This is a genomic window from Streptomyces sp. DSM 116793 (assembly GCF_057320905.1).
The window spans coordinates 6245991-6266743 of record NZ_CM170494.1; the positions used below are offsets into that span (position 1 = coordinate 6245991).

The window sequence follows — 20753 nt, forward strand, 5'->3', positions numbered from 1 at the left end:
CGTTGTGATCGGCCTGGTGTCGGGGCGAGGGGGCGAGGGGGCGAGGGGGCGAGGGGGCGAGGGGGGGAGGGGCGACGGAGGGGGGAGGGGCCGTGCGGGTGCCGTGCGCGGGGTACGTGGCCGGCACGGGCGCGGTCGGCGGGGGTGCGGTGCGGTCGGCGGGGGGCGGTGCGCACGGCGGTGGACGGGGGCGCGTGGCGGTGGACGGGTGGGTGGATCAGGCGTCCCGGGGGCCGCTCAGCCAGGCGCGGATCTCGTCGCCGTGCTGCCCGAGAGCCGGCGGCGGGAGCACATGGCGGCTGGGGGTGGCCGAGAAGGAGATCGGGTTGCGGATGCCCGGCACCGCCGCGTCACCCTCGCCCACCCGGACGACCGGCGCGAGCCCGATCCGTTCGGCGAACTCCACCCCGCCCCGCACGGTGTTGATCGGGCCACACGGCAGCCCCGCGGCGGTGAGCAGGGCGAACCACTCGTCCGCGCCGCGCTGCCGGAGCCGCTCCACCAGGTACGGCCGCAGCGCCTCGCGGTTCCGGGTGCGGTCCTCGGTGCGCCGGAACCGCTCGTCGTCGGCGAGGCCGTCCAGACCCAGCACCGCGCACAGCTTCCGGAACTGGCCGTCGTTCCCCGCGATGACGATGAGGTCCCGGTCGGCGGTCGGCAGTGGCTCGTACGGGAAGAGACTGGGGTGTGCGTTGCCCATGCGGAGCGGGACCGTGCCGCCCGCGACATACGCGGAGGTGTGGTTGACAAGCGCGGACAGCGCCGACGACAGCAGATTGACCTCGATGTGCTGGCCCTCGCCGGTGCGGGTGCGGTGGTGCAGCGCGGACAGGATTCCGATCGCGGCGTGCATCCCGGTCATCACGTCGAAGACGGAGATGCCCGCGCGGTACGGCTCGCCGTCCGGGTCCCCGGTCAGGCTCATCAGCCCCGACATGGCCTGCACCAGCAGGTCGTAGCCGGGCAGTGCGGCGCCCTCGCCGCTGCCGAAGCCGCTGATCGAGGCGTAGACCACGCCCTCGTTGCGGGCCCGCGTCGCCGGGTAGTCCAGGCCGAAGCGGGCCAGGCCGCCCGGCCGGAAGTTCTCGATCAGCACGTCCGCACGGGCCGACAGCTCCTGCGCCAGGGACCGGTCGCCGGCGTCCTTGAGGTCGAGGACGACCGAGCGCTTGTTGCGGTTGACGGCCAGGTAGTACGTCGAGACGCCGTCCCGCACCGGTGGCATCCAGCTGCGGGTGTCGTCGCCGCCCGGCCCCTCCACCTTGATCACCTCGGCGCCGAGGTCGGCGAGCAGCATGGTGCAGTACGGCCCCGCGAGGACCCGCGAGAAGTCGGCTACCACGAGACCGGCCAGCGGGCCGTGCGGGGATGCGGGTACCGGTACCGGTGCGGGTGAGGGTGTGGGGTTCGGCGGGGTGTCGTTCGGTGGTGCGTCGTCGGTGGTCATGAGGGTCCTTTGGATGCGCTGTGCGGGGCGTGCGCGGTGTGCGGGGCGTGCGCGCTGTGCGGGGCGTGCTGCTGAGGGGGCGGCCGTGCGCTGCGGTGTGGGTGCCCGGGGCGGTGTGGGCGCCCGGCGCGCGGTGCGGGTGTCCCGCGCGGCGGGTACGCCCTGCGCGGTGCTCATGCGGGGGCGCCGTCAGGTCGCGATGTCCGGGTAGGGGAGTGTCCAGTGCGCGAGGCGGCGCGCGTACTCGTGCTGGAAGCCGAGCGGTTCGGGATAGTCGCGTTCGAAGAGCGCGATGAAGAGGGTCAGGGTGAGGAAGGGGTGGCCGCCCAGCTCCTGGATCGCCACGTAGTCCTGCGCGACCAGCGCCCGGCGCTCGTCGTCGGTCAGCCGGGTCCAGGTGGTCCGGTCACCCGCCACCCCGGTGAGCCGTCGCATCCCCTCGCGCTCCCAGCGGGCCACGAGGGCCGCCGGGTCGGCGCGGTAGGCCTCGGTGAGCTCCGGGTCGCGGTCCACGTCGTAGAGGAACTTGTCCAGCAGGTACCTGCTCATGCGGCGGCCCCGTTCGCACCGTTCGGATACCAGGTGAAGTAGGCCTCCATCGTGTGGAAGAGGTCGAGGGTGTCGGCGTGGTCCGCCCTCGTCTCGCCCGCGACGCCCATCATCAGCAGGAAGTCCATGAAGCCGTGGGTGGCGTTGCCCGGTTCCCACAGGCTGTCCAGGCTGACCTCGGACAGCGCGCCCCCGATGTCGCCCGCGGCGATCCAGCCGACCGCCCTGCGGTCGAACTCCGGGTCGGGGCCGTGCGGGCCGAACTGCCGGGGCCCGCCCAGCTCCAGGGAGAGGTGGCCGCTGCCGACCACCGCCACCCGCAGCTCACTCGGCCAGGACTCCACGATCTCCCGCACGGCCCGGCCGAGCTGCACGAACCGCTTCGGCTGTGGCAGCGGCGGCGCGAAGATGTTGGTGTACAGCGGCACCACGGGCAGGTCGTTCTCCGGGCGGAGCGTGATGATCGGGCAGGTGATGCTGTGGTCCACCCGCAGTTCGTTGCTGAACGCCAGGTCGAAGCCCTTGTCCAGGCCCTCCCGCAGCATGTACGCGGACAGCTCCTCATGGCCCTTCAGCAGCATCCGCGGCAGGCCGAACTCCCGTTCCTCGTTGTGGAAGTTGGCGTCGTAGAACGGCGCCTTGCCGACCAGGAACTGGGGCATGTTGTCCAGCCAGAGCTGGTGGAAGTGGTCGGAGCCGACCATCACCAGCACGTCGGGCCGCGCGCGGGTCAGTGTGGCGCGGTACGCCTCGACCTTGCGCACCCATGCCTCGGCGAAGTCCGGTCGTTCCTCGGGGGGCAGGGTGCTCGTGCGGTAGTAGAACGGGTGGTGCGTGGTCGCCAGAACCGCCACCAGTTGTGCCACGGACACCTCCGGACAGCCGTCCGTATGTCGGTCACTTCCTCGCGTCCCTCACGGTGATCGGCGTCATCACCCGCTGTCAAGTGCCATGCAGGGCTTCCCCGCACCCCTTTCCTGTGGGGCTGCGCCCCGGTCCCTGGGGGCGCAGGGAGCGGCGCGATCGGCTACGGCGGGGCCGTCGGGGCCGTCTGGTCGTCGCCGTCGGAAGGGGGCCGTTCCGGTCGTGTCCTGGCCGCCGGTGGGTGGTGGGTCGCTCGCGCGGTTCCCCGCGCCCCTGGGCGGGTCGGGGCGCAGCCCCGCCTCGAAGGGGCGCGGGGAACTGCGCGACCGGCTACGACGAGACCCGCCCGGAGGCGCCTGCCCCGTCTGGTCGTCGCCGTCCGAAGGTGAGCTGTTCCGGTCGTGTTCTGGCCGTCGGCCGGTAGTGGGTCGCTCGCGCGGTTCTCCGTGCCCCTGGCGGGGCCCTTCTTGCCGGCGCGGCCGGGGCGCCTTAGCGTGGCCGGGTAGCGGACGAATGTCCGTAAGGCGGTTGGGAGTGGGAATCGTGACGGATGACTCGCAGGACGGCGCGTACCCGACCTCACTCGGCACCTCGGACGCCGACTCCATCCGGCTGCTGGGCGCCGACCTGGCAGCCGACCTGCTGGGCCGGGTGTCGTTCGGGGAACTGGCGTACTGGCTGGTGGCCGGCCGGCGGCCGGACCCGGGGGAGACCCGGGTCTTCGAGGCCGTCCTCGTCGCGCTCGCCGACCACGGGTTCACGCCCACCGCCATCGCCGCCCGGCTCACCTACCTCAGCGCCCCCGAGGCACTCCAGGGCGCCCTCGCCGCGGGGCTGCTGGGCGGCGGCTCCCGCTTCCTCGGCGTCACCGAGGACACCGGCCGCTTCCTCGCCGACGCACTGCGCGCGGCCGAGCGCGAGCACGGCGCACTGCCGACACCCAACGAGACGGACAAGGCGGCCGAGACGGCGGACAAGACGGGAGAGACCGACGAGACGGCCGAGACGGCCGAGACCGTCGAGACGGCCGAGACAGCCGAGACCGTCGAGACGGCCGAGACGGCCCAGACCGTCGAGACGGCCGAGACGGCCGAGACCGTCGAGGCGGCCGAGGCCGCACGCTGGGACGCCATCGCACGCGCGGCAGTCCGGCGGCAGCGGGCCGCCGGCCTGCTGGTGCCGGGCCTCGGGCACCCCGTGCACAAGCAGGGCGATCCCCGCACCCCGGTGATCCTCCGCATCGCCGAGGAGGAGGGCCGGTGCGGCCCGCACCTCAGGCTCTTCGAGGCCGTCGGCCGTGTGCACCAGGAGATCCTGGGCCGCAGGCTGCCGCTGAACGGCGCGGGGGTGTGCGGCGCCGCCCTCGCCGACCTCGGGTTCCACCCGGAGATCCTGCGCGGCTTCGCGCTGCTCGCGCGGACCGCGGGCCTCCTCGGTCACCTCGCGGAGGAACGGGAGCGGCCGGTCGCCGGCCGCATCTACGAGGCGGTGGACCGCGGCGCCGTCCACGTCCCGCCCGGCCGTGCCTGACGTGCCGGTATCCTCGGGGGCACGACAGGTCGGTGCTGGTGCGAGAGGCGGGGATGGTGTGCGCCGGGACGTCGGCCCCGACTTCGTCGAGGCCCTCGCGCGAGGCCTGGACGTGCTGCGCTGCTTCCGCCCGCAGCGGCCCGAGATGACGCTGAGCGACATCGCGTCCGCCACGGGCCTCGCCCGTCCGACGGCCCGCCGGATGCTGCTCACCCTCCAGGAACTGGGCTATGTCGCCGCCACCGGCCGCGGCTTCACCCTCACGCCCCGGGTGCTCGACCTCGGTATGGCGTACATCGGGTCGCAGGGACTGTGGGAGATCGCGCGCCCCCACATGGAACGCCTTGTGCACGAGACCGGCGAGTCGTCGTCCATGGCGCAGCTCGACGGCTCCGACATCGTCTACGTCGCCCGGGTCGCCGTACCGAAGATCATCGCGTTGGCGGTGACGATCGGGACCCGGTTCCCCGCGGCCGCCACCTCCCAGGGCAGGGTGCTGCTCGCGGCGCTGCCGCCGGACCGGCTCGCCGGGGTGCTCGCCCAGCCCGGCAGGTCCGGCGTCACGCCCCGGCGCACGTTCGGCGCGGAGGAACTGGAGCCGGTGCTGCGGGAGGTCAGGGCCCGGGGTTGGGCGCTCGCCGACGAGGACCTGGCCGTGGGCGTCCGGTCCGTCGCGGTGCCGGTGCGGGACGGGGACGGGCGGGTCATCGCGGCGATGAACGTCACCGTGCACGCCGCGGAGACCTCCGTGGAGACGCTGGTCGAGCTGCATCTGCCGCGGTTGCTGCGCACGGCGAGCGCGGTCAGCGCGGACTGGGCGGCGTGGCGCAGCATGCCCGTCGCAACGGCCGCGCCCCGTTCCGGCGGGCCGGACGCCACGGAACCCGACTGATTCCGCCGCCCCGGCGGCTCCGGTCCCCTCGCAGGGGGCGCGGGGACCTGCGCGCCCAGCCCCGACCTGCCGGTGGCCGGGGACGAGACCGTGAGGGGCCGCGCCCGATAAGGGGCGCGGGGCTGTGTCGATGTGCGGCTCCGCCGCGCGGGCGCGAACAACCAGCACCGGCCGGTGGCCGCGGACGAGACCGCCAGGGCCGGGGCAGACGAGACCTCCAGGGCCGGGGTGCCGGGGTGCCGGGCAGGCCTAGCCCACCGCGTTGTTGAGCAGGGTCTCCAGCTGGGACGCCGCCGCGTGCAGATGGCGGACCACGGTGAGCTGGCGCTTACGCGGCATCCGGGTCGCCGGCGCGGACGCGTTCAACGCGGCCACGGCGAGGTCGCGGCGGTCACGGACGACGGTGGCCACCGAGACGATCTCGTCCTCGTCGGCGTCGCGGTGGTTGGTGGCGTACCCCTGGTCGCGGACCCGCGCCAGCTCCGCGTCGAGCGCGGCGCGCTCCTCGGCCCGCAGGGCGCCGGGGGAGTGGGAGGCGAACACCTCGTCCAGCTGGGCCGGGGTCAGCTCGGCGAGCAGCGCCTTGCCGGTGGCGGTGCGGTGCGCGGGCATGAGCTGGCCGGTGCGGTCGGCGACGCGCAGCGCGCGGTTGCTCTCGGCGCCGGCCAGGTAGCGGATGCGGCCGCCCTCCAACTGGGCCAGGTGCACGGTCTCGTTCACCCGCAGGGCGAGGTCGGCGAGGATCGGCCGGGCCAGATTGCGGATGTCCAGATTGCGGACGGCGGCGAGGCCGATCTCCAGCAGCGCGGGGCCCGCGACGTAGACGCGCAGGTCCTCCTCGCGGCGCACGAAGTCGTGCTGGATGAGCATGGCGAGGAGCCGGTGCGCGGTGGAGTCGGCGACGTCCAGGGCGTGGGCGACGTCGGTGAGGCGGAGCCGCTTGTGGTCGCGGAACATCAGCAGCAGCCGCAGCGCGTTGCCTACCGAGGTGATCGGGTAGGACGGCTTCGCACCCCCCGCGCGGCCCGTCTTGTCGACCGCTCTGCCCTGAGCCATCCGGCGATCATAGCGCGGGCGCTTGAGGTCGGCGGCCGCGTGCGGCAGGGCGGTGCCCCTTGCGGCCGGTGGCGATCCGCGGGTCTCACGCCCGTCGCGCGGGCAGTTCCCCGCGCCGCTCCATGGGCGCCCTGGGCGCCAGGGGACGCGCCAGAAGCGGCGCGGGCAACCGCTCGGGGGCCCTCAGACGAGGACCGACAGGTTCTTCGCCAGCAGCACCCACTGGTCCAGCAGCAGGCTGCGCCGTACGACCCGCCACCCGCCACGGCCACGCGTCACCCGCCCTGCGCGGCAGGTCCCGGCGCCGCCCGACCAGGAAGTCCGTCTCGTCGGCGACGCGGCCCGGTACACGAGGAGGCGGCAGCTCACCTCCACCTCGGGGGCCGCAACGGACTCCAGCCGTACGGTGGCGACCAGATGGGAGACCCGGGACACGGGCTCCTCGGCCCAGTGCTGCCCGGTGGCGAGCTGGGCCACGCGCAGTGCCACGGTCTGCTTGCCCTCGTCGAACCACCGCACCTCGCCGTCCCGGGTGTTCTCCCGGTCGGCGATGTCCTCGTAGCGGGTTGGTGGGTGTCTTGCGCAGTTCCCCGCGCCCGTGGGGCGAATAGTGATAGACCCCTCCGTCTGTCGAGACCCGTAATGGCTCGTGCGCAATCTGCGACCGTGACTCTGAGTGAAAAAAGGAGCCGTCCGGCTGGTTGGCCGGGCGGCTCCGCCATTGCACGTAATACTTTACCTTACTGCTCAACTTCCCTTGACCGGGCCCAAAGTTCGTCGGCGTGCTCAATGAACCGGTCAAATACGCCGCCTTCCTCCAGCCTCTTCAGGTGCAACATCGGCGAATCGTGACCTGCCATTCGTGCCAAGTGCGGGGTTACCAATGCCTCATTATCAAAGCGAAACACTGAAAGCGACATGTGTGTTTGGGCGTCCAGTGGGTCGCTGACGCGTGTTTCAATCCCTTCGACATTACTCAGTTTTTTCGTGTTTTCGAGCGTAATCCGAATTCGCGTGGACACGGTGAGTGCGACGTCTTCGGCCTGTTCTCGTTGCCGCGTTATGTCCAGCTCAGGGTCACCGACAAGGAAGCGCACGTGGCACCCATTTTTCGCCTTGGTTTCAAGCGTGCTCAAAAATGCGGGTTGCTCTAGCCAGAGAAAATAGTTTGTGTACCCTGCGAAGAAAAGATCGCCCTTCGTCTTTGCGATTAGATCTGCCCAGACAGGTGAGGGGCACGCAGAGCGGTACGGGTAAACAGCGACAATTTCCCGGTCGTGACCGGTCTTAAGTACGTTCCTAGCCGCCTTTGGCCACAACACGGTTTCACTCACTCCTAGAGCGGTACTGACCTCGACTCGGTTAGCCGCATGCGGGATTAAATTTTCGTTTGCGATCCACCGTTCGATTGTCTTCTGTGCAACACCGACCCGCAAGGCCAACTTTCGGGGTGTGATCTTTCGTTCAGCCATAGCATGACGTAGCGCTGTATTCAAGAGACCTCCTGGGACGTTTGGGCGTCCTAGCACGATACCGCCGAAGCGTCCCGGCTGTCCCTCCCCTGGGGCTCAAACGTCCCTGATAGGGGCGCACAGTTGGGCACCCCCGTCGTCCTCCTGCGGCGGCGCAGCTCCCACTGGGCGGTGGGAGGGCGGCGGGGCACCACAACCGAACAGCCACGCCTGCCGCAACGGCAGGACCCCCGCGACCGCAACTGCCAGGGAGCGGTCCGGGGGCGTGGCCGACGAGATCAAGGAGGATCGTCGACGTGTCCGAACATACCGGCGGCGGGGTCACCCCCTGCATCCCCCGATCATCGGGGCCCGGATGATCTGCAAGCGGTCTGCGACTACGCGCTTTCGGTGAGGCGGGATCATCACATTCCGCCTTACGAGGAAGCGTTGCGGACTACGGCAGGATTGCGTCTCTGTGTGCATGATCTGATGCTCAGGCTTGAGCTAATGGGAAAGCTACTTCCTGAAGCGTCGGAACGTGGCACCGTGACCCGGCAATTGGAAGAGGCTCAGAACCTGGTCTTCAGGAACGTTGGGGACGGCCTAATTTCGGTGCTGGACTACAACGGTTCCCTAGCCAACACAATCCTCTCTCTGGCCGATAGAGTCCGTGAGTTGGGGGCTGCCAGGTGAGTAGGCATGCTGTCGTGCGCCGGAATCCAGTCTCGGCGCCCCCGCTGACTATGGCCTTCCCTCAACCCATCCGGGGGAAGTCAACCGGCCGCGTGGGGCAATACGCGGCCATTGAGGCCCCGTTCGCACCACCCGGTGGAACGGGGCCTCGCTGCTGTCTCGGGGCCTCAGAAGGGCATGGAGGGGTCTCCGTGGTGGACCTGGTACCAGGTGTGGAGGATGTGGCCGGGCCCATGCTGGCGAACCGATGGCTCCGTAGGTCGCTGAGAGCAAGCTGCACAGCCCCTTGAACCAACGTCGTCATACGGCCCCGTTCGGGGGCCTGGCCGGACCTGTACCGGGCAACTTGCCGTGCGGAGATGACCACTTGATCGGCAATCCGGTCTGGAAACAGGTCTACCAGGGGAAGCCATTCCTCCCAGGTTTTGCCGAGTAGCGGACTCGCAACGCCTTCCAGCGTGAATAGCTGCTCTCCCTCTAGTCTAGGGAGTTGGCCTCTTTCCCGATGACTCGTGCTGCGGGTGCGTGGATCCAGCGCGGTCCGCACGGCTGGCCGTGCATGTCCTCGAACTTGTACTCCGGGTGGGTGGCGTAGTCGGCGGCCACGTCGCGGACGGTGCGCAGCGGGGCCCGACGGAGGTCTGTGTGGGCCGGTTGTGGTCCGTCCCGGGGATGCGGCCCCAATCGGCCGGCCGGGGGTGTAGGGGGCCATGAGGAGCACGTCATGGGGTCCCGTCCACCGTTCGCCGACTGTCCTCAGAAGGAGGAAGTTGAACGGCTCCACCTGGACCGCGTAGGGCTTGCCGTGGTTCAGGCCCCGGAAGGCGTCGTGCAGGCCCCATGAAGAGACGGTGTGAGGCATGAGGGCAGGGAACTGCATCCACTCGGGCTGTTCCTCGGGCGTGATGATCCCTTTCCATAGGCGTGTGATCCAGCGGCCTTGGTCACCGGGGGTTCCTTGTGTCTTCTTCGGGGTGGGTGGGACGCGAGTGGTTGCCGTGTGGTGGTTCTTGACTGGGTGGTGACGGCGGTGGCAGCCTCCGTATGGAAGAAGTAACTTCTTCAATGCGGAAGGGCGGCTGCCGGCGCCATGGAGAAGGGAACTCCGCAGTGCGAACAGCAACGTGCCGTGCCACCGGGCCCGGGTGGCGGTGTGCCGGGGCGCGGTCGTGACCGTCGAAGCCGGTACCGCGCGGGGGCCGTCGCGGACGTCGGAGACCGGGGTGATCGGGCTCGGGCCGATGGGGACCATCGGGCTCGGGTCGATGGGGGACCGCGCGGCCGTCGGGCTGCTCCGGGACGGCTGGTCGGTGCGGTGCCATGACGCATGGCCGGAGGCGCTGGCCGAGGCGGACGCCGTGCAGCAGTGCAGCGGCGCCGAGTCCGGCCTGAGCACCGCCGCGAGCTACTTCCGCAGCGACACCGCGGCCATGCGCAGCCTGGCACCGGCCACCACCACCATCGCCAAGGACGTGGCGCTGGCCGCGCACCTCGCCGAGTCGGCGGGGGTGCGCAGTCCCACGCTCGACGTCACGGCCGCGTTCTTCCGGCACGTCATGGACACGCCCTACCGGCACCGTCCCTACCCGGAGAGCAGCGCCCTGCTCCCCCGGCCCCCGGCACCGTCCACATCCACACCTGACACCCTCTCAGCACCCGGCACCATCCCCGCCGTTCGCTGACCCCGGCCGGGCCCACGGGATCCCGAGCCCAGGGAGCCGTCGGACCCGGCGGCGATCCGGTCCCGGTCCCCGGCCAGGCCCCCACCGCCGCACCGGCCCCCGCGCGCACATCTCGCGCGCACGTCTTCGTCGTCGGCGGCGGCGCAAGCTACGTCCTGCACCCCGCGACGTACTGACCCACCCGAGCCCCCCCACGAACCCGCACAACCCAGCACGCACAACCCAGCACGCACGACCCAGCACGCACAACCCAGGGAATCCCGCATGACCACCCCGCACGACGCCCCCGCCCCAGCGACGCCCTCCGCAGAGGAGGCCCGGCGGCTGATCGCCCTGGGCTGCCGGATCCTCGCCCACCGCGGGCTCGCCGAGGACATCCTCGGCCACATCAGCCTGCGTGAGGACGACGGCACCCTGCACATCCGCTGCCGGGGCCCGCGCGAGCGCGGCCTGCTGTTCACCGAGCCCGAAGACGTGTGGCGGGTCGGCCTGGACGGCGACACCACCGTGCCCGGCGGCCACCGGGTGCCCAACGAACTCCCCATCCACCGCGAGGTGCTGCGGGCCCGGCCCGACGTCCGGGCCGTGGTGCACATCCACCCGCCGAGCGTCGTCGCCGCCGACCTGGCCGGGCTCACCCTCCGCCCGATCGTCGGCGCCTACAACATCCCCGCCATGCGGATGGCGCTCGACGGCATCCCCGTCTATCCGCGCGGCGTCCTCATCACCCGCCCCGAGCTGGGCCGCGAGGTCGCCACCGCGCTCGGGGCGGGGCCGGTCTGCATCCTGCGCGGGCACGGCGTCGTCACCACCGGCGAGACGGTCCAGCAGGCCGTGGTGCGCGCCCTCACCATGGAGACGCTGGCCAGGATGACCCTCGCCGCCTCCGCACACCGCACACCGCCCGCGCTGCCGGAGGCCGACATCGCCGAACTCCCGGACCTCGGCTCCGCGTTCAACGACGAGACGGTGTGGCGCAGCCATGTGGCCCGGCTGGAGCACGCGGGGCTCGGACTGGCGTGAGGAGGCGCCGGGTGGTGCCGGGGCGCCGGCCGGCGGCGGGTCCGCCGGGCGGGGTGCCGGGCGGCGGCAGGCCGCCGGGAGGTGCCGGGCGCCGGCGGTGCGCGGCGGCGGGGTGAGCGGTGGCAGGCCCGGGCCCGGCTCCGCCTCACCCCACGCCGGTCGGGCGGACGGGGGGCTTCGGGCCGGACCGGGCGCCCGACCGCCCGCCCGTCCTGGCGCTCGCCCCGGCCGCCGCGCCACCGGCGCCCCGGCCCGAGCCCGAGCCCGAGCCCGAGCCCGTACCCGTACCCGCACCGGCTCCGCCGTCGCCGCAGAACGCGGCGGCCCCGCACAGTGCGGACTCCGGGCGGATCGGCACACCATTGGTGCGCAGCACCTCGCGGACGTCGAGGATCAGCGGGAAGACCTCCTGGTTCCAGTCCTCGCCCTGCTCGTCCCAGGCCCGCTGCTCGGCCTCGACGGCCATCCGGTCCTCGGCGAACACCCGCTCCGTGAACCTCCGGATGAAGGGCCAGGCGAGGTGGAGCGCGCCCGGCACCGGCGGTTTCGCGATCATGAGCAGCCCGAAGGCGTGCGTCCTGCGCTGCTCGGCGTCCTCGGGGACATAGGCCGCCCAGAGGGAGAACGCCGGGAGATCGGCGTGCTCGGGGACCGACCGGAGCGTCTGGTACGGGTACTGGGTGCGGACGGTGATGGCGTCCCGCGACGCCCCGCCGCGCACACCCTCGCCGGAGAGCAGCCCGGCGCCGCGGTCCTTCTTCCCGCCGCCCGGGACGAAGAGGTACCGGGCCTCCACGGAATGCGGGCCGGTGTCGTACCCCAGGAGTTCGGGGTGGATCCTGCCGAGGACACCCCGGTGCAGGAACTGGTGGTTCATGTCGAGCAGGTTCTCGTGCAGGAACGAGTAATGGCAGTGCACGGTGCGCGAGAACGTCATGGTCCGGTGCCGGGGCGAATGGAATTCGGGCAGGACGGGCAGCTCGGTCGCGGCCGCTTTCTCCGGGTCACCCGGAAAGACGAACACGAGCCCGTAGCGTTCCCGGACCGGATAGGACCGTACGCCGCGCGGCGGCTCACCGACGCCCTTGGGCAGATACGGTATCTGCGATATGCGGCCGTTTCCGCGATAGGCCCAGGCGTGGTAGCAGCAGCGCAGGACGTCGCCCTCCACGACCCCCATGCTCAGCGGCACCTGGCGGTGGGCGCAGCGGTCCTCAAGCGCGTGGACGGTGCCGTCCGCGCCGCGGTACAGCGCGATCCGCTCGCCGGCGAACGTGGCGGCGAACGCCTTGTTCCCCGGCACGTTCCCGGAAAGGGCCACGGGGTACCAGTAATTCGGGTCGATGCCCGTGCGCCGCAGATCGGCAACTGCTCCTGAACGGCGCTGGGCGGACCCGGAACGGGAACGGTTCTCAGGCGCACCTGAACGGTTCGCGGGCGTTCTCGAAGGGGCCTGAGACACCTCGCCGGTACGGTTCACCGGCCCCGCCGCTCTTTTCCGGCCCCGTTTGGGCTGTCTCTCGGTCATGGGCCTCTCCTTGCGCGTAGGACACTGCTGCAAAGCGTGGCGAACACGAGATATCCGTCAGCGTAATACGACCGGACGGAGTCGGCAGATTTCCGCTCGGTGCGGCTCGGTGCGCCTCGGTGCCACGGGGGGGGCGGTGCGAGCGAGCGCTTCCCCTTCGACTGGCGCCCCTGACCGCCCGGCGGCGCCGCCCGGCCGCGGTGGTGGGCAGCGGGGCGGGGGAGCGTGGCGCCGGTGACACACGATGGTTACCGGCTGCGGCTTGACGCGCCGGGTGGGGTGGACTGTGCTGGGTGATCGCGTGAGCGTATCGGTTTGCGCAGGTGGCGGGCGGTCCACGGCGGTTGGGCGGGCCCCGGGACGGAAGGTGTGCGGATGGGTCGGGGACCGGGTGGGGCGGGGGACGGAGACGGGGTCTTCGTCGGGATCGACGCGGGCGGCACCCGCACGCGCGCGCTCGTCGCCGACGGCCGGCAGGTGCTCGGCCGCGGCACCGGCGGCCCGGGCAACGCCCTGTCGGTGGCCGGGCCCGAGTTGGCCGACCACCTCACCGCGGCCCTCGCCGAGGCGCTGCCCGCCGGGGCCGCGGCCCGGCTGCGCGGGGTGGCCGCCGGGTTCTCCGGGGCCTCCTGGCTGCTGGCGGACGACCCGGGCAGGAACAGGGCGCTGACGGCCCTGCGCACCGCGCTGGCCCGGCACGGCGCCCCCGCGGGCGTCCCCGTCGAGGTGCGCAGCGACGTGGAGGTGGCGTTCGCCTCCGGACCCGGCACGCCCGGCGAGGGGCTGCTCGTGCTGTCGGGCACGGGCAGCAACGCCATCCGGTTCGCCGCCGGACAGGTGGTGGCCACCGTGGACGGGCACGGCGCGATGCTGGACGACGCCGGCAGCGGTCACTGGATCGGCCGGCACGCCGGGCGGGCCGCGCTGCGCGCGCTGGACGGGCGGGGCCCGTGGACGGCGCTGGTGCCCGCCCTCACCGCACGGTGGGGCGCGGAGCCGGTCACCGCACCGCCCGCCGAGCGGCGCGAGCGGGAACGGGTGCGGGCCCGGCTCCTGGAGGCCCTGATCGCGGACGGCTCGCCCGCCCTCGCCCGGCTCTGCCCCCCGACGGTGGCCGCCGCGGAGGCCGGGGACGAGGTGGCCGCGGGCATCCTGGCCGGCGCCGTGGAGGCACTGGCCGAGTCGGTCCGCGCCCTGTGCCCGGTGCCCGGCGAGACGGTGGTGACGACCGGCGGGCTGCTCGGGCCCGACGGGCCGCTGCTGCCCCGGCTGACGCCCGTGCTGGCCGCCCTCGGCCTGCGCCCCCTCCCGGTGCCCGACGGCACGGCGGGCGCCCTGACGTTCGCCCGGCGCCTGCCGACCCTGCGCGGGGCCGCCCTTTGAGACCCACGGCCCCGCGCCGGGGCCCCGCCGGAACCCGCCGGGCCCCGCGCCGGGCCCCCGCCCTTCGCCACCTCGGCTGCGCGATTTCGCCCGGGGAGGTTCCCGGTCGGCTCCCACCCCGTACGCATCTCGGCGTGGCCGGTGCGCGTACGGGACACGGACAGCTCGCCCCTCGCCATCGTGTCCGCTGCGCGGCGCGCGACCGGCCGCTTTCCCCATGACGCTCGCCTGGCCGAGCTGGTCCGGGTGTGCTCACGGCGGGCAGCCGGACCTTCGCCCGGCTGGGCGAGCGGCAGCCACGGGGCCGCCCCGGCGATTCCGAGCTCAAGATCGTGATCCTGAGCGCGCGGCCCGGCAGCGCGGACGAGGACAGGCCGGGGCTCGCCATGGCCGCCGGGCGGCTGCCGGGCCACCGCCGAGCCGGCGGCCCACCCACGCCTGCCCGCAGGAGGCGGTCTCCGCCGCTGCGGGCAGGCCCGGGTGGTGGCCGCAGGCGTGGTCAGCCGTGCCCGCGCACCGCCCGCAGCTCGGCCGGGGCCTGCACGTCGGGGGCCGTCTGGACGGCCGCGCCGGACGGGCCCGCGGCCACCGCCAACTGCGAGATGGCGTTGACCAGCCGCACCGTCCCGCCGTGTGCCACCACCTGCCAGCGCTGGGTGCGGGTGGTGTCCTCGCAGGGCTGGAGGGTGACGGCCGCGCCCACCTCCAACGGCGCTCCGAGGTAGTGGGTGCCGTCCACCACGTCCAGGCACTCCTGCGTGGGTGTGCCGTCGCGCACCGCCCGGACCTGGTAGTAGCCGTCCGCGGTGGCGGTCAGCGCCCAGGTCGTCGCGGTGTCGGCGGTGAACCGCGCGGGTGCCCCGGTGTCCGCCGACGGTGTGGTGAGGCGCTGGTCCGAACCCCGCGCCACGAACGCGTACGTGCCGTCCGCGAGCGGCCGCCGATCGACGTTCCGCCAGCCGGGCGCGTGGCCGATCCGCTGTGCGAGCGCCGTGAAGCCGGCGTAGTCCGCGGCCGGCTTCGGGCTGCCCCAGGTGGCCTGGGCGACGAACCGGAGCGGCATGAACGCGTCCGTCTCGACCTCGTTCTCCGTCTCGGCCGCCGCCGAGTCCGGCCACAGTGAGATCTGCGCGCCGGTGACGCCGGGCTGCGGCCCGGACAGCGTCTCACCCTCGAAACTCAGCGGCGTCCAGTCGCTCTCGTAGAGCTTCTCGGTGTCCATGTGGAAGCCGCCGCGCACCAGGTAGAGCGAGTACGCGGAGTTCATCACGGGGTTGCCGGCGGCGAGCAGGGCGGAGGGCCGCGCACCGGTCTCGGTGAGCCAGTGCTCGATCACCACGTCCTTGTTCACCGGCACGGTGTTCTGGCCGTTCAGGCCGTCGTTCCAGATCCGCAGGGTGCGGCCGCCGGCGCGGACGTGCGCGTCCACGCGGTTGACGAAGTCCACGAACGCGTCCTGCGGGGTGGCCTTGTCGCCGTACTCCGCCTTGGCGTACGCCGCGATCTGCGGGTAGTTCTTGAAGTCGGAGCCGAGCATGTACTCGTCGGCGCCCATGTGCCAGTACGGCGTGTCCCACACCGTCAGCGCCTCGTCCACCAGCTTGGTGTAGAAGGCGAACGCCTCCGGCTTGGTGATGTCCAGGCGGGTCGGGGACTTGGCGCCGGAGGCGTCGGTGAGCTGGAGCTCGGGGTGGTTCTCCAGGTACGGGTCCATGTGGCCAGGGGAGTTGATCTCCGGCACCAGCGTGATGTGGTACCTGCGGGCCATGGCTGTAAGACGGCGCACCTCGTCCTTGGTGTAGTAGCCCCAGAACTTGGTCTTCGGGTCCGCGTCGCTGGCCACCTTGGCCTCGATCTGGAGCTGGTTGAGCTTCAGGTACGACATGTCGCGCATCAGCCGCTCGAACCAGTCCATCGAGACGTGGATGTAGCACGCGCACACGTCCACGCCCCGCTCGGCGTACCGCGGCACGTCGACGGCGCTGCCCCGCGGCAGGCTCCGTCCCGCGCCCAGCATCTGCAGCACGGTGCGGGTGCCGTAGTACACCCCGGTCTCCGTCGCCGCGGTCACCCGGACCGTGCCGGAGACGTCCAGCGCGTAGCCCTCCGCGCCGAGGTCGCCCCGGGATCTGTCGAGGCGGAGCACCACGTCGCCCGGGTGCTGCCGTGCCCCGGTGGCGACAGGCAGCCGCAGGCCGGTGGCGGCTGCCAGGTCGCCGGCGAGCGCGTCGGCGTCGCCGCGCAGTCCCGGGTCCCCGGCGACCACCGCGGACCCGTGGCCGAGCCGCAGACTGCCCTCGCCCGGTGTCCACCGGGAGAGCGCGGGCAGTACCGCGGGGGCGCCCGCCGCGGCGGTGCCGCCCGCCGCGCCCGCCGGCGCCGCCGGGGCCTCGCGCGCTGCGGCGGACGCGGGCAGGCCCGCCGGGACGAGCAGGGCCAGGGCGGCCAGCAGCGGCGCTGCCCATCCGAACGCCGGCCGCGGCCGGAAATGACGTGTCACGACGTGCTCCTCACACTGTGCGGGCCTCGGGGTCCTCGGAGTTCCAGTGGGGGGTCGCGCCGCCGGCCCGGCCGGCCGGGCCGCCGGCGCGGGTCAGGCGGTGTGCCGGGCGGACGGCTTCACGCGGTGCGCCGGATGCGTCCGGCGTACTCCGCCTCCAGCCGGGCGTTGCGCTCGTCCGAGCCGGGCACGTTCGCCGACTGGTAGAGCGGCGGGGTGACCCCGGCGGCGAGCAGCCGGGCCACCGTCTCGGCGACGGTCATCTGGATGAGCACGGCGCCGCTGATGGTGCTGAGCGCGCACACCCCCGTACCGTCCGGGAGGTGGAGGGCCGCGTCGCCGAACGGCGCGCCGTTGTCGAGCACGACGTCCGCCACCTCGAACAGCCGCTGTCCGCTGGGGTGGCGGGCGGTGATCCGCGACGAGTGGGCGACCGACGTCACGGCGATCACCCGGTGGCCGCGCTCCTTGACCAGCCGGGCCATCTCCACGATGGCGCCGTTGCCGCCGGACTGACTGGCGATGATGAAGATGTCGGCGGGGTGGATCTCGGCCAGGTCGAGCACCTTCGCGGCGACCGACGGGTCCCGCTCGGCGAACGGGTCGAGCGCGCTCTCGGCGTCCTCGCCGCCGAAGAGCACCCGGTCCCGGATGGAGAGCTGGTTGGTGGGCACCAGGCCGCCCGCCCGCCCGGCGACCTCCATGGCGAGCGCCTGGGAGTGCCCGGTGCCGAAGACCTGGATCACACCCTTGTCCCGCAGTGCCGCCGCGATCAGGTCCGCGGCCTTGGCGACGCTCTCCTGCGCCCGCTCGACCGTGCCCGGCAGCGCCTGCTGGACGGTCTGCCAGTAGGCGGCGCCGGAAATGGTGTCGGAAGTCATCTAAGCGGGTCCCTCTCGGTCGGTGGTCGGACGGTCGGTGGTCGGACGGTCGGTGGTCGGACGGTCGTCGGCCCCGCGGTCGGCGGTCCGCCGGCCGGCCGCCGGGTCGGGGGCGCCGGCCCGGTCCGCCGGCCCGCCGCGGCGGACGGCCCGCCGGGCCGGGTGGGCCCTGCGGTGCTCCGCGATCGTCGCGGCGGTGGCCTCCAGGGCCAGGGCGGTGCGGCCGTAGGTGCGCTGCGCCACGCCCATGTAGAGCGCGTCGAGCACGATCAGCTGGGAGTGCCGCGCGGCGAGGAAGTCCGGCCGGAGGCTGAGGGAGCGCACCGACGTGGTGAGCACCGTCCCGGCCGTCCTGGCGAGCGTGGAGCCGGGCGCGTTGGTCAGCGCGATGGTGGCGGCGCCCCGGTCGGCGGCCACGGCGAGCGGCCGGCAGGTCTCGGCGGTCTCACCGGTGTGCGAGATGCCGACCGCCACGTCCGCCGGGCCGAGCTGGCTGGCGCTGGTGAGCGCCGAGTGCACCTCGGCCCACGCCCAGACGGCACAGCCGATGCGGTGCAGCCGCAACTGGAGCTCGGTGGCGACGATCGCGCTGCCCCCGACGCCGTACAGGTCCACCCGGCGAGCCACGGCGAGCGCGTCGCAGGCGGCCCGGAGCGCCGTGGTGTCCAGGCCGCCGACGGTGTCGTGGATGGCGGCGGCGTCCCGCGCGGCGAGCACGGCGAGCACCCGCTCGGGCGGATCGGACACGTCGATGTCCTCGCCGAGGTCCGCCTGCCACGCGCCGCCGGCCGCCCGGCCGGACTCGGTGGCCAGCGCGATGCGCAGCTCGGCGTAGCCGTCCAGGCCAGCCCTGCGGCACACCCGGGTGACGGTCGCCGGAGAGGTGCCCGCGGCGGCGGCCAGTTCCTGGATGGTCATCGCCGCGGCCCCCGCGGGATCGGCGAGCAGCCGGTCGGCCACCCGGGCCGACGCCCCGCTCAACTCCGGCCGCAGGGCGCGCAGCCGGGGGATCAGCCCTCCCTTGGCCATGAAAATAATTACCTCTTCCTATCGGCCGATGCGGTAACTATTCTCAGGCCGCCGGGAGGCCTGTCAAGGCGGTGAGAACGCGGTCGGGGCGACCGGACGCCGGGCCTGGTCCCGCAGTGGGAAGGGAGCGATCGCACCCGATGACACCGTTTCAGCTCGCCAGGGGAGGCCGTGGGAGCGGCCGCAGGGCACCGGCCGTGTTCCTGGCCGCCGCACTCGCGGTGGCGGGACTCCTGCCGGCCGCGGCCGGGGCGCCCGCGTCCGCCGCGTCCCCCGCAGCCGCGTCCGCCGCACAGGCGGAGTGCCGGGGCCCCGTGCGGCCGGCGCCCGTGCTGCCCGTCGAGCCCTGCGACAGTCCGGACCGGATCGTGGAGAAGGCGGCGAACATCGTGCCCAGGCCCGCCCAGGTGGCCTGGCAGCAGCGGAAGGTGGTCGCCTTCACCCACTTCGGGATGAACACCTTCACGGACCGCGAGTGGGGCTCGGGCATGGAGGACGAGTCGCGGTTCGACCCGCCCGCCGCCGATGTGACCCAGTGGATGCGCGCCTACAAGGCGAGCGGCGCCAAAGAGGTCATCTTCACCGCCAAGCACCACGACGGCTTCGTGCTCTACCCCACCCGGTACACCAACCACTCGGTGGTGGCGAGCCCCTGGTGGGTCCGCACCTCCGGGTGCGCCGACGCCGACGCGGTGACCAGGGCCAGGACGGCGGCCGAGCAGCGGCGGGACGCCGACCCGTCGGCGATCTGGCAGGTCCGCGACGCCGGCTGCCGCAACCCGGGGGGCGACATCCTCGGGTCCTACGTACGGGCCGCGCGCGCCGCGGGCCTGCGCGTCGGGATCTACCTCTCGCCCACGGACGGCGCCGAGTTGCCGCACGCCTGGCACAAGGACACCTACATCCCGGCGATCAAGGCCAAGCCGGCGTCCCAGCGCTCCACCGCGGAGGTGGCCACCCTTGAGGACGCCCCCGCGCCGCCCGCCGGCAACGGCCGGTACGGCAACGGCAGCACGCCCGTGCCCCGCACCATCCCCAGCCTCGTCCCCGGCGACGACCGGGCCGCGCGGGTGGCGAGCGGCGCCCTGCCGCAGTTCCACGTCACCGAGGACGACTACAACACGTACTACATGAACCAGCTCTACGAGCTGTTCACCCAGTACGGCCCCATCGACGAGCTGTGGCTCGACGGCGCCAACCCGTGGGCCGGCTCCGGCGTCAGCGAGCCGTACGACTTCACCGCCTGGTTCAAGCTGATCAGGAGCCTCTCGCCGGACACCGTGGTCTTCGCCGGACCGCAGGGCACCCGGTGGGTCGGGAACGAGGCGGGGGTGGCCCGCGACACCGAGTGGAGTGTCGTCCCCACCACCGCCGACCCGTCCACCGCGCACAACGAGGGCCTGATACCGGGCGGCGCCCAGGCCGAGGACATCGGCTCGCGGAGCGTGCTCACCGGGCCCGGCGTGCACTACCTCCAGTGGGACCCCGCCGAGGCGGACTCCTCGATCAGGCCCGGCTGGTTCTACCACGCCGACGAGTCGCCGCAGTCGCCGGAGCAACTCGTCACCAAATACCGGCAGTCCGTGGGCCGCAACGCCGTCATGCTGCTGAACACACCGCCGGGCACGGACGGCCGGATCGCCGACGCCGACGTCTCCTCGCTGACGTCGTTCGGCACGGCGATCCGCGACACCTACGGCACGAACCTGCTGACCGGGCAGCGGTCACTCACCGACGACGACCTGCGCACGGGGTGGTCGCCGCCGGGCGGTGCGACGACCGGCACACTGACGCTGTCCCTGCCGGAGCCGGCCACCTTCGACCAGGTGGGGCTCGGTGAGGACATCACGCGTTCGCAGCACGTCGAACACTTCGGCGTCGACGCCTGGCGGGACGGGCGGTGGGTTCCCGTCGGCACCGGCACCACCATCGGGTACCAGCGTCTGCTGGTCCTCGACGCGCCGGTGACCACGACTCGGCTCCGCGTCCACATCGACGCGTCCCGCGCCACGCCGCACCTGGCGTCGGTCGGCCTGTACAGGACCGCTTCCCGCTAGGGGCACCCCGGTTTCCCGGCTTCCCCGGAGGCGCGGAGCCCCGCGGCCGGGCGGTGGCCCGACCGCGACAGGGGCTGCCACCTCGGGGGCGGCGGCGATCTGACGGTTCCTCCGTGGCCGGGCGCTCCTCCTCCCCCGCCTTGAAGGCGGGGGAGGTGCCCCCGTCCCCGCGCCCCGGAGATGGG

The 20753-nt window shown here is 73.0% G+C and carries 16 protein-coding genes; 6 read left to right on the forward strand and 10 right to left on the reverse strand.

The features are described from left to right. Window positions 1-217 precede the first annotated feature (217 nt). The 3 genes from ACSMXW_RS24545 to ACSMXW_RS24555 all read right to left on the reverse strand — a co-directional run bounded on the left by ACSMXW_RS24545 (window position 218) and on the right by ACSMXW_RS24555 (window position 2862). A complete protein-coding gene (locus ACSMXW_RS24545) occupies window positions 218-1447 on the reverse strand; it encodes a CaiB/BaiF CoA transferase family protein (protein ID WP_485799388.1) in 1230 nt (409 codons plus the stop codon). A 189-nt stretch (window positions 1448-1636) separates the two neighbouring features. Beyond that, the gene (locus ACSMXW_RS24550; RefSeq protein ID WP_485799389.1) at window positions 1637-1996 is read right to left on the reverse strand and encodes a hypothetical protein; all 360 of its coding nucleotides are present in this window, start codon (window positions 1994-1996) and stop codon (window positions 1637-1639) included. Then, window positions 1993-2862: a DODA-type extradiol aromatic ring-opening family dioxygenase gene (locus tag ACSMXW_RS24555; RefSeq protein ID WP_485799392.1), complete on the reverse strand. Its 870-nt coding sequence runs from the start codon at window positions 2860-2862 to the stop codon at window positions 1993-1995. The genes ACSMXW_RS24550 and ACSMXW_RS24555 overlap by 4 nt, the downstream gene beginning before the upstream one ends. A gap of 541 nt (window positions 2863-3403) precedes the next feature. On the opposite strand from ACSMXW_RS24555, the gene ACSMXW_RS24560 reads away from it, so the two are divergent. After that, the gene (locus ACSMXW_RS24560) at window positions 3404-4390 is read left to right on the forward strand and encodes a citrate/2-methylcitrate synthase (protein WP_485799393.1); all 987 of its coding nucleotides are present in this window, start codon (window positions 3404-3406) and stop codon (window positions 4388-4390) included. A gap of 58 nt (window positions 4391-4448) precedes the next feature. After that, window positions 4449-5282: an IclR family transcriptional regulator domain-containing protein gene (locus ACSMXW_RS24565; RefSeq protein WP_485799395.1), complete on the forward strand. Its 834-nt coding sequence runs from the start codon at window positions 4449-4451 to the stop codon at window positions 5280-5282. Between the two features lie 249 nt (window positions 5283-5531). Here ACSMXW_RS24565 and ACSMXW_RS24570 read toward each other — a convergent pair whose 3' ends face one another. The 3 genes from ACSMXW_RS24570 to ACSMXW_RS24580 form a co-directional block, all read right to left on the reverse strand. Next, a complete protein-coding gene (locus ACSMXW_RS24570; RefSeq protein ID WP_485799397.1) occupies window positions 5532-6338 on the reverse strand; it encodes an IclR family transcriptional regulator in 807 nt (268 codons plus the stop codon). Window positions 6339-6521: 183 nt separating this feature from the next. Continuing rightward, window positions 6522-6995, reverse strand: coding sequence for an aromatic-ring-hydroxylating dioxygenase subunit beta (locus ACSMXW_RS24575; protein WP_485799399.1), 474 nt, complete (start codon window positions 6993-6995; stop codon window positions 6522-6524). An 83-nt stretch (window positions 6996-7078) separates the two neighbouring features. Beyond that, window positions 7079-7672: an XRE family transcriptional regulator gene (locus ACSMXW_RS24580; protein WP_485799401.1), complete on the reverse strand. Its 594-nt coding sequence runs from the start codon at window positions 7670-7672 to the stop codon at window positions 7079-7081. A 1982-nt stretch (window positions 7673-9654) separates the two neighbouring features. Between ACSMXW_RS24580 and ACSMXW_RS24585 the strand changes: the two genes are divergently transcribed. Next, a complete protein-coding gene (locus tag ACSMXW_RS24585) occupies window positions 9655-10167 on the forward strand; it encodes a hypothetical protein (protein WP_485799403.1) in 513 nt (170 codons plus the stop codon). Window positions 10168-10431: 264 nt separating this feature from the next. Next, window positions 10432-11190: a 3,4-dihydroxyphthalate decarboxylase gene (phtC, locus tag ACSMXW_RS24590; RefSeq protein WP_485799405.1), complete on the forward strand. Its 759-nt coding sequence runs from the start codon at window positions 10432-10434 to the stop codon at window positions 11188-11190. A 145-nt stretch (window positions 11191-11335) separates the two neighbouring features. Here the strand turns inward: phtC and ACSMXW_RS24595 are convergent, their stop codons facing one another. Continuing rightward, window positions 11336-12511 (reverse strand): Rieske 2Fe-2S domain-containing protein, encoded by a 1176-nt coding sequence (locus ACSMXW_RS24595; RefSeq protein WP_485799406.1) that lies wholly within the window; start codon window positions 12509-12511, stop codon window positions 11336-11338. A 582-nt stretch (window positions 12512-13093) separates the two neighbouring features. Here ACSMXW_RS24595 and ACSMXW_RS24600 point away from each other — a divergent pair. Continuing rightward, the gene (locus ACSMXW_RS24600) at window positions 13094-14101 is read left to right on the forward strand and encodes an N-acetylglucosamine kinase (RefSeq protein ID WP_485799407.1); all 1008 of its coding nucleotides are present in this window, start codon (window positions 13094-13096) and stop codon (window positions 14099-14101) included. Between the two features lie 499 nt (window positions 14102-14600). Here ACSMXW_RS24600 and ACSMXW_RS24605 read toward each other — a convergent pair whose 3' ends face one another. The 3 genes from ACSMXW_RS24605 to ACSMXW_RS24615 all read right to left on the reverse strand — a co-directional run bounded on the left by ACSMXW_RS24605 (window position 14601) and on the right by ACSMXW_RS24615 (window position 18511). After that, the gene (locus tag ACSMXW_RS24605; RefSeq protein ID WP_485799409.1) at window positions 14601-16601 is read right to left on the reverse strand and encodes a family 20 glycosylhydrolase; all 2001 of its coding nucleotides are present in this window, start codon (window positions 16599-16601) and stop codon (window positions 14601-14603) included. Window positions 16602-16720: 119 nt separating this feature from the next. Beyond that, entirely contained in the window at window positions 16721-17482 is a 762-nt protein-coding gene (locus tag ACSMXW_RS24610; protein ID WP_485799411.1) for a sugar isomerase domain-containing protein, read from the reverse strand. Beyond that, window positions 17483-18511, reverse strand: coding sequence for a MurR/RpiR family transcriptional regulator (locus ACSMXW_RS24615; RefSeq protein ID WP_485799413.1), 1029 nt, complete (start codon window positions 18509-18511; stop codon window positions 17483-17485). 140 nt (window positions 18512-18651) lie between these two features. Between ACSMXW_RS24615 and ACSMXW_RS24620 the strand changes: the two genes are divergently transcribed. Then, on the forward strand, window positions 18652-20568 hold the full coding sequence (locus tag ACSMXW_RS24620; RefSeq protein WP_485799414.1) for an alpha-L-fucosidase: 1917 nt from the start codon (window positions 18652-18654) through the stop codon (window positions 20566-20568). Window positions 20569-20753 lie beyond the last annotated feature (185 nt).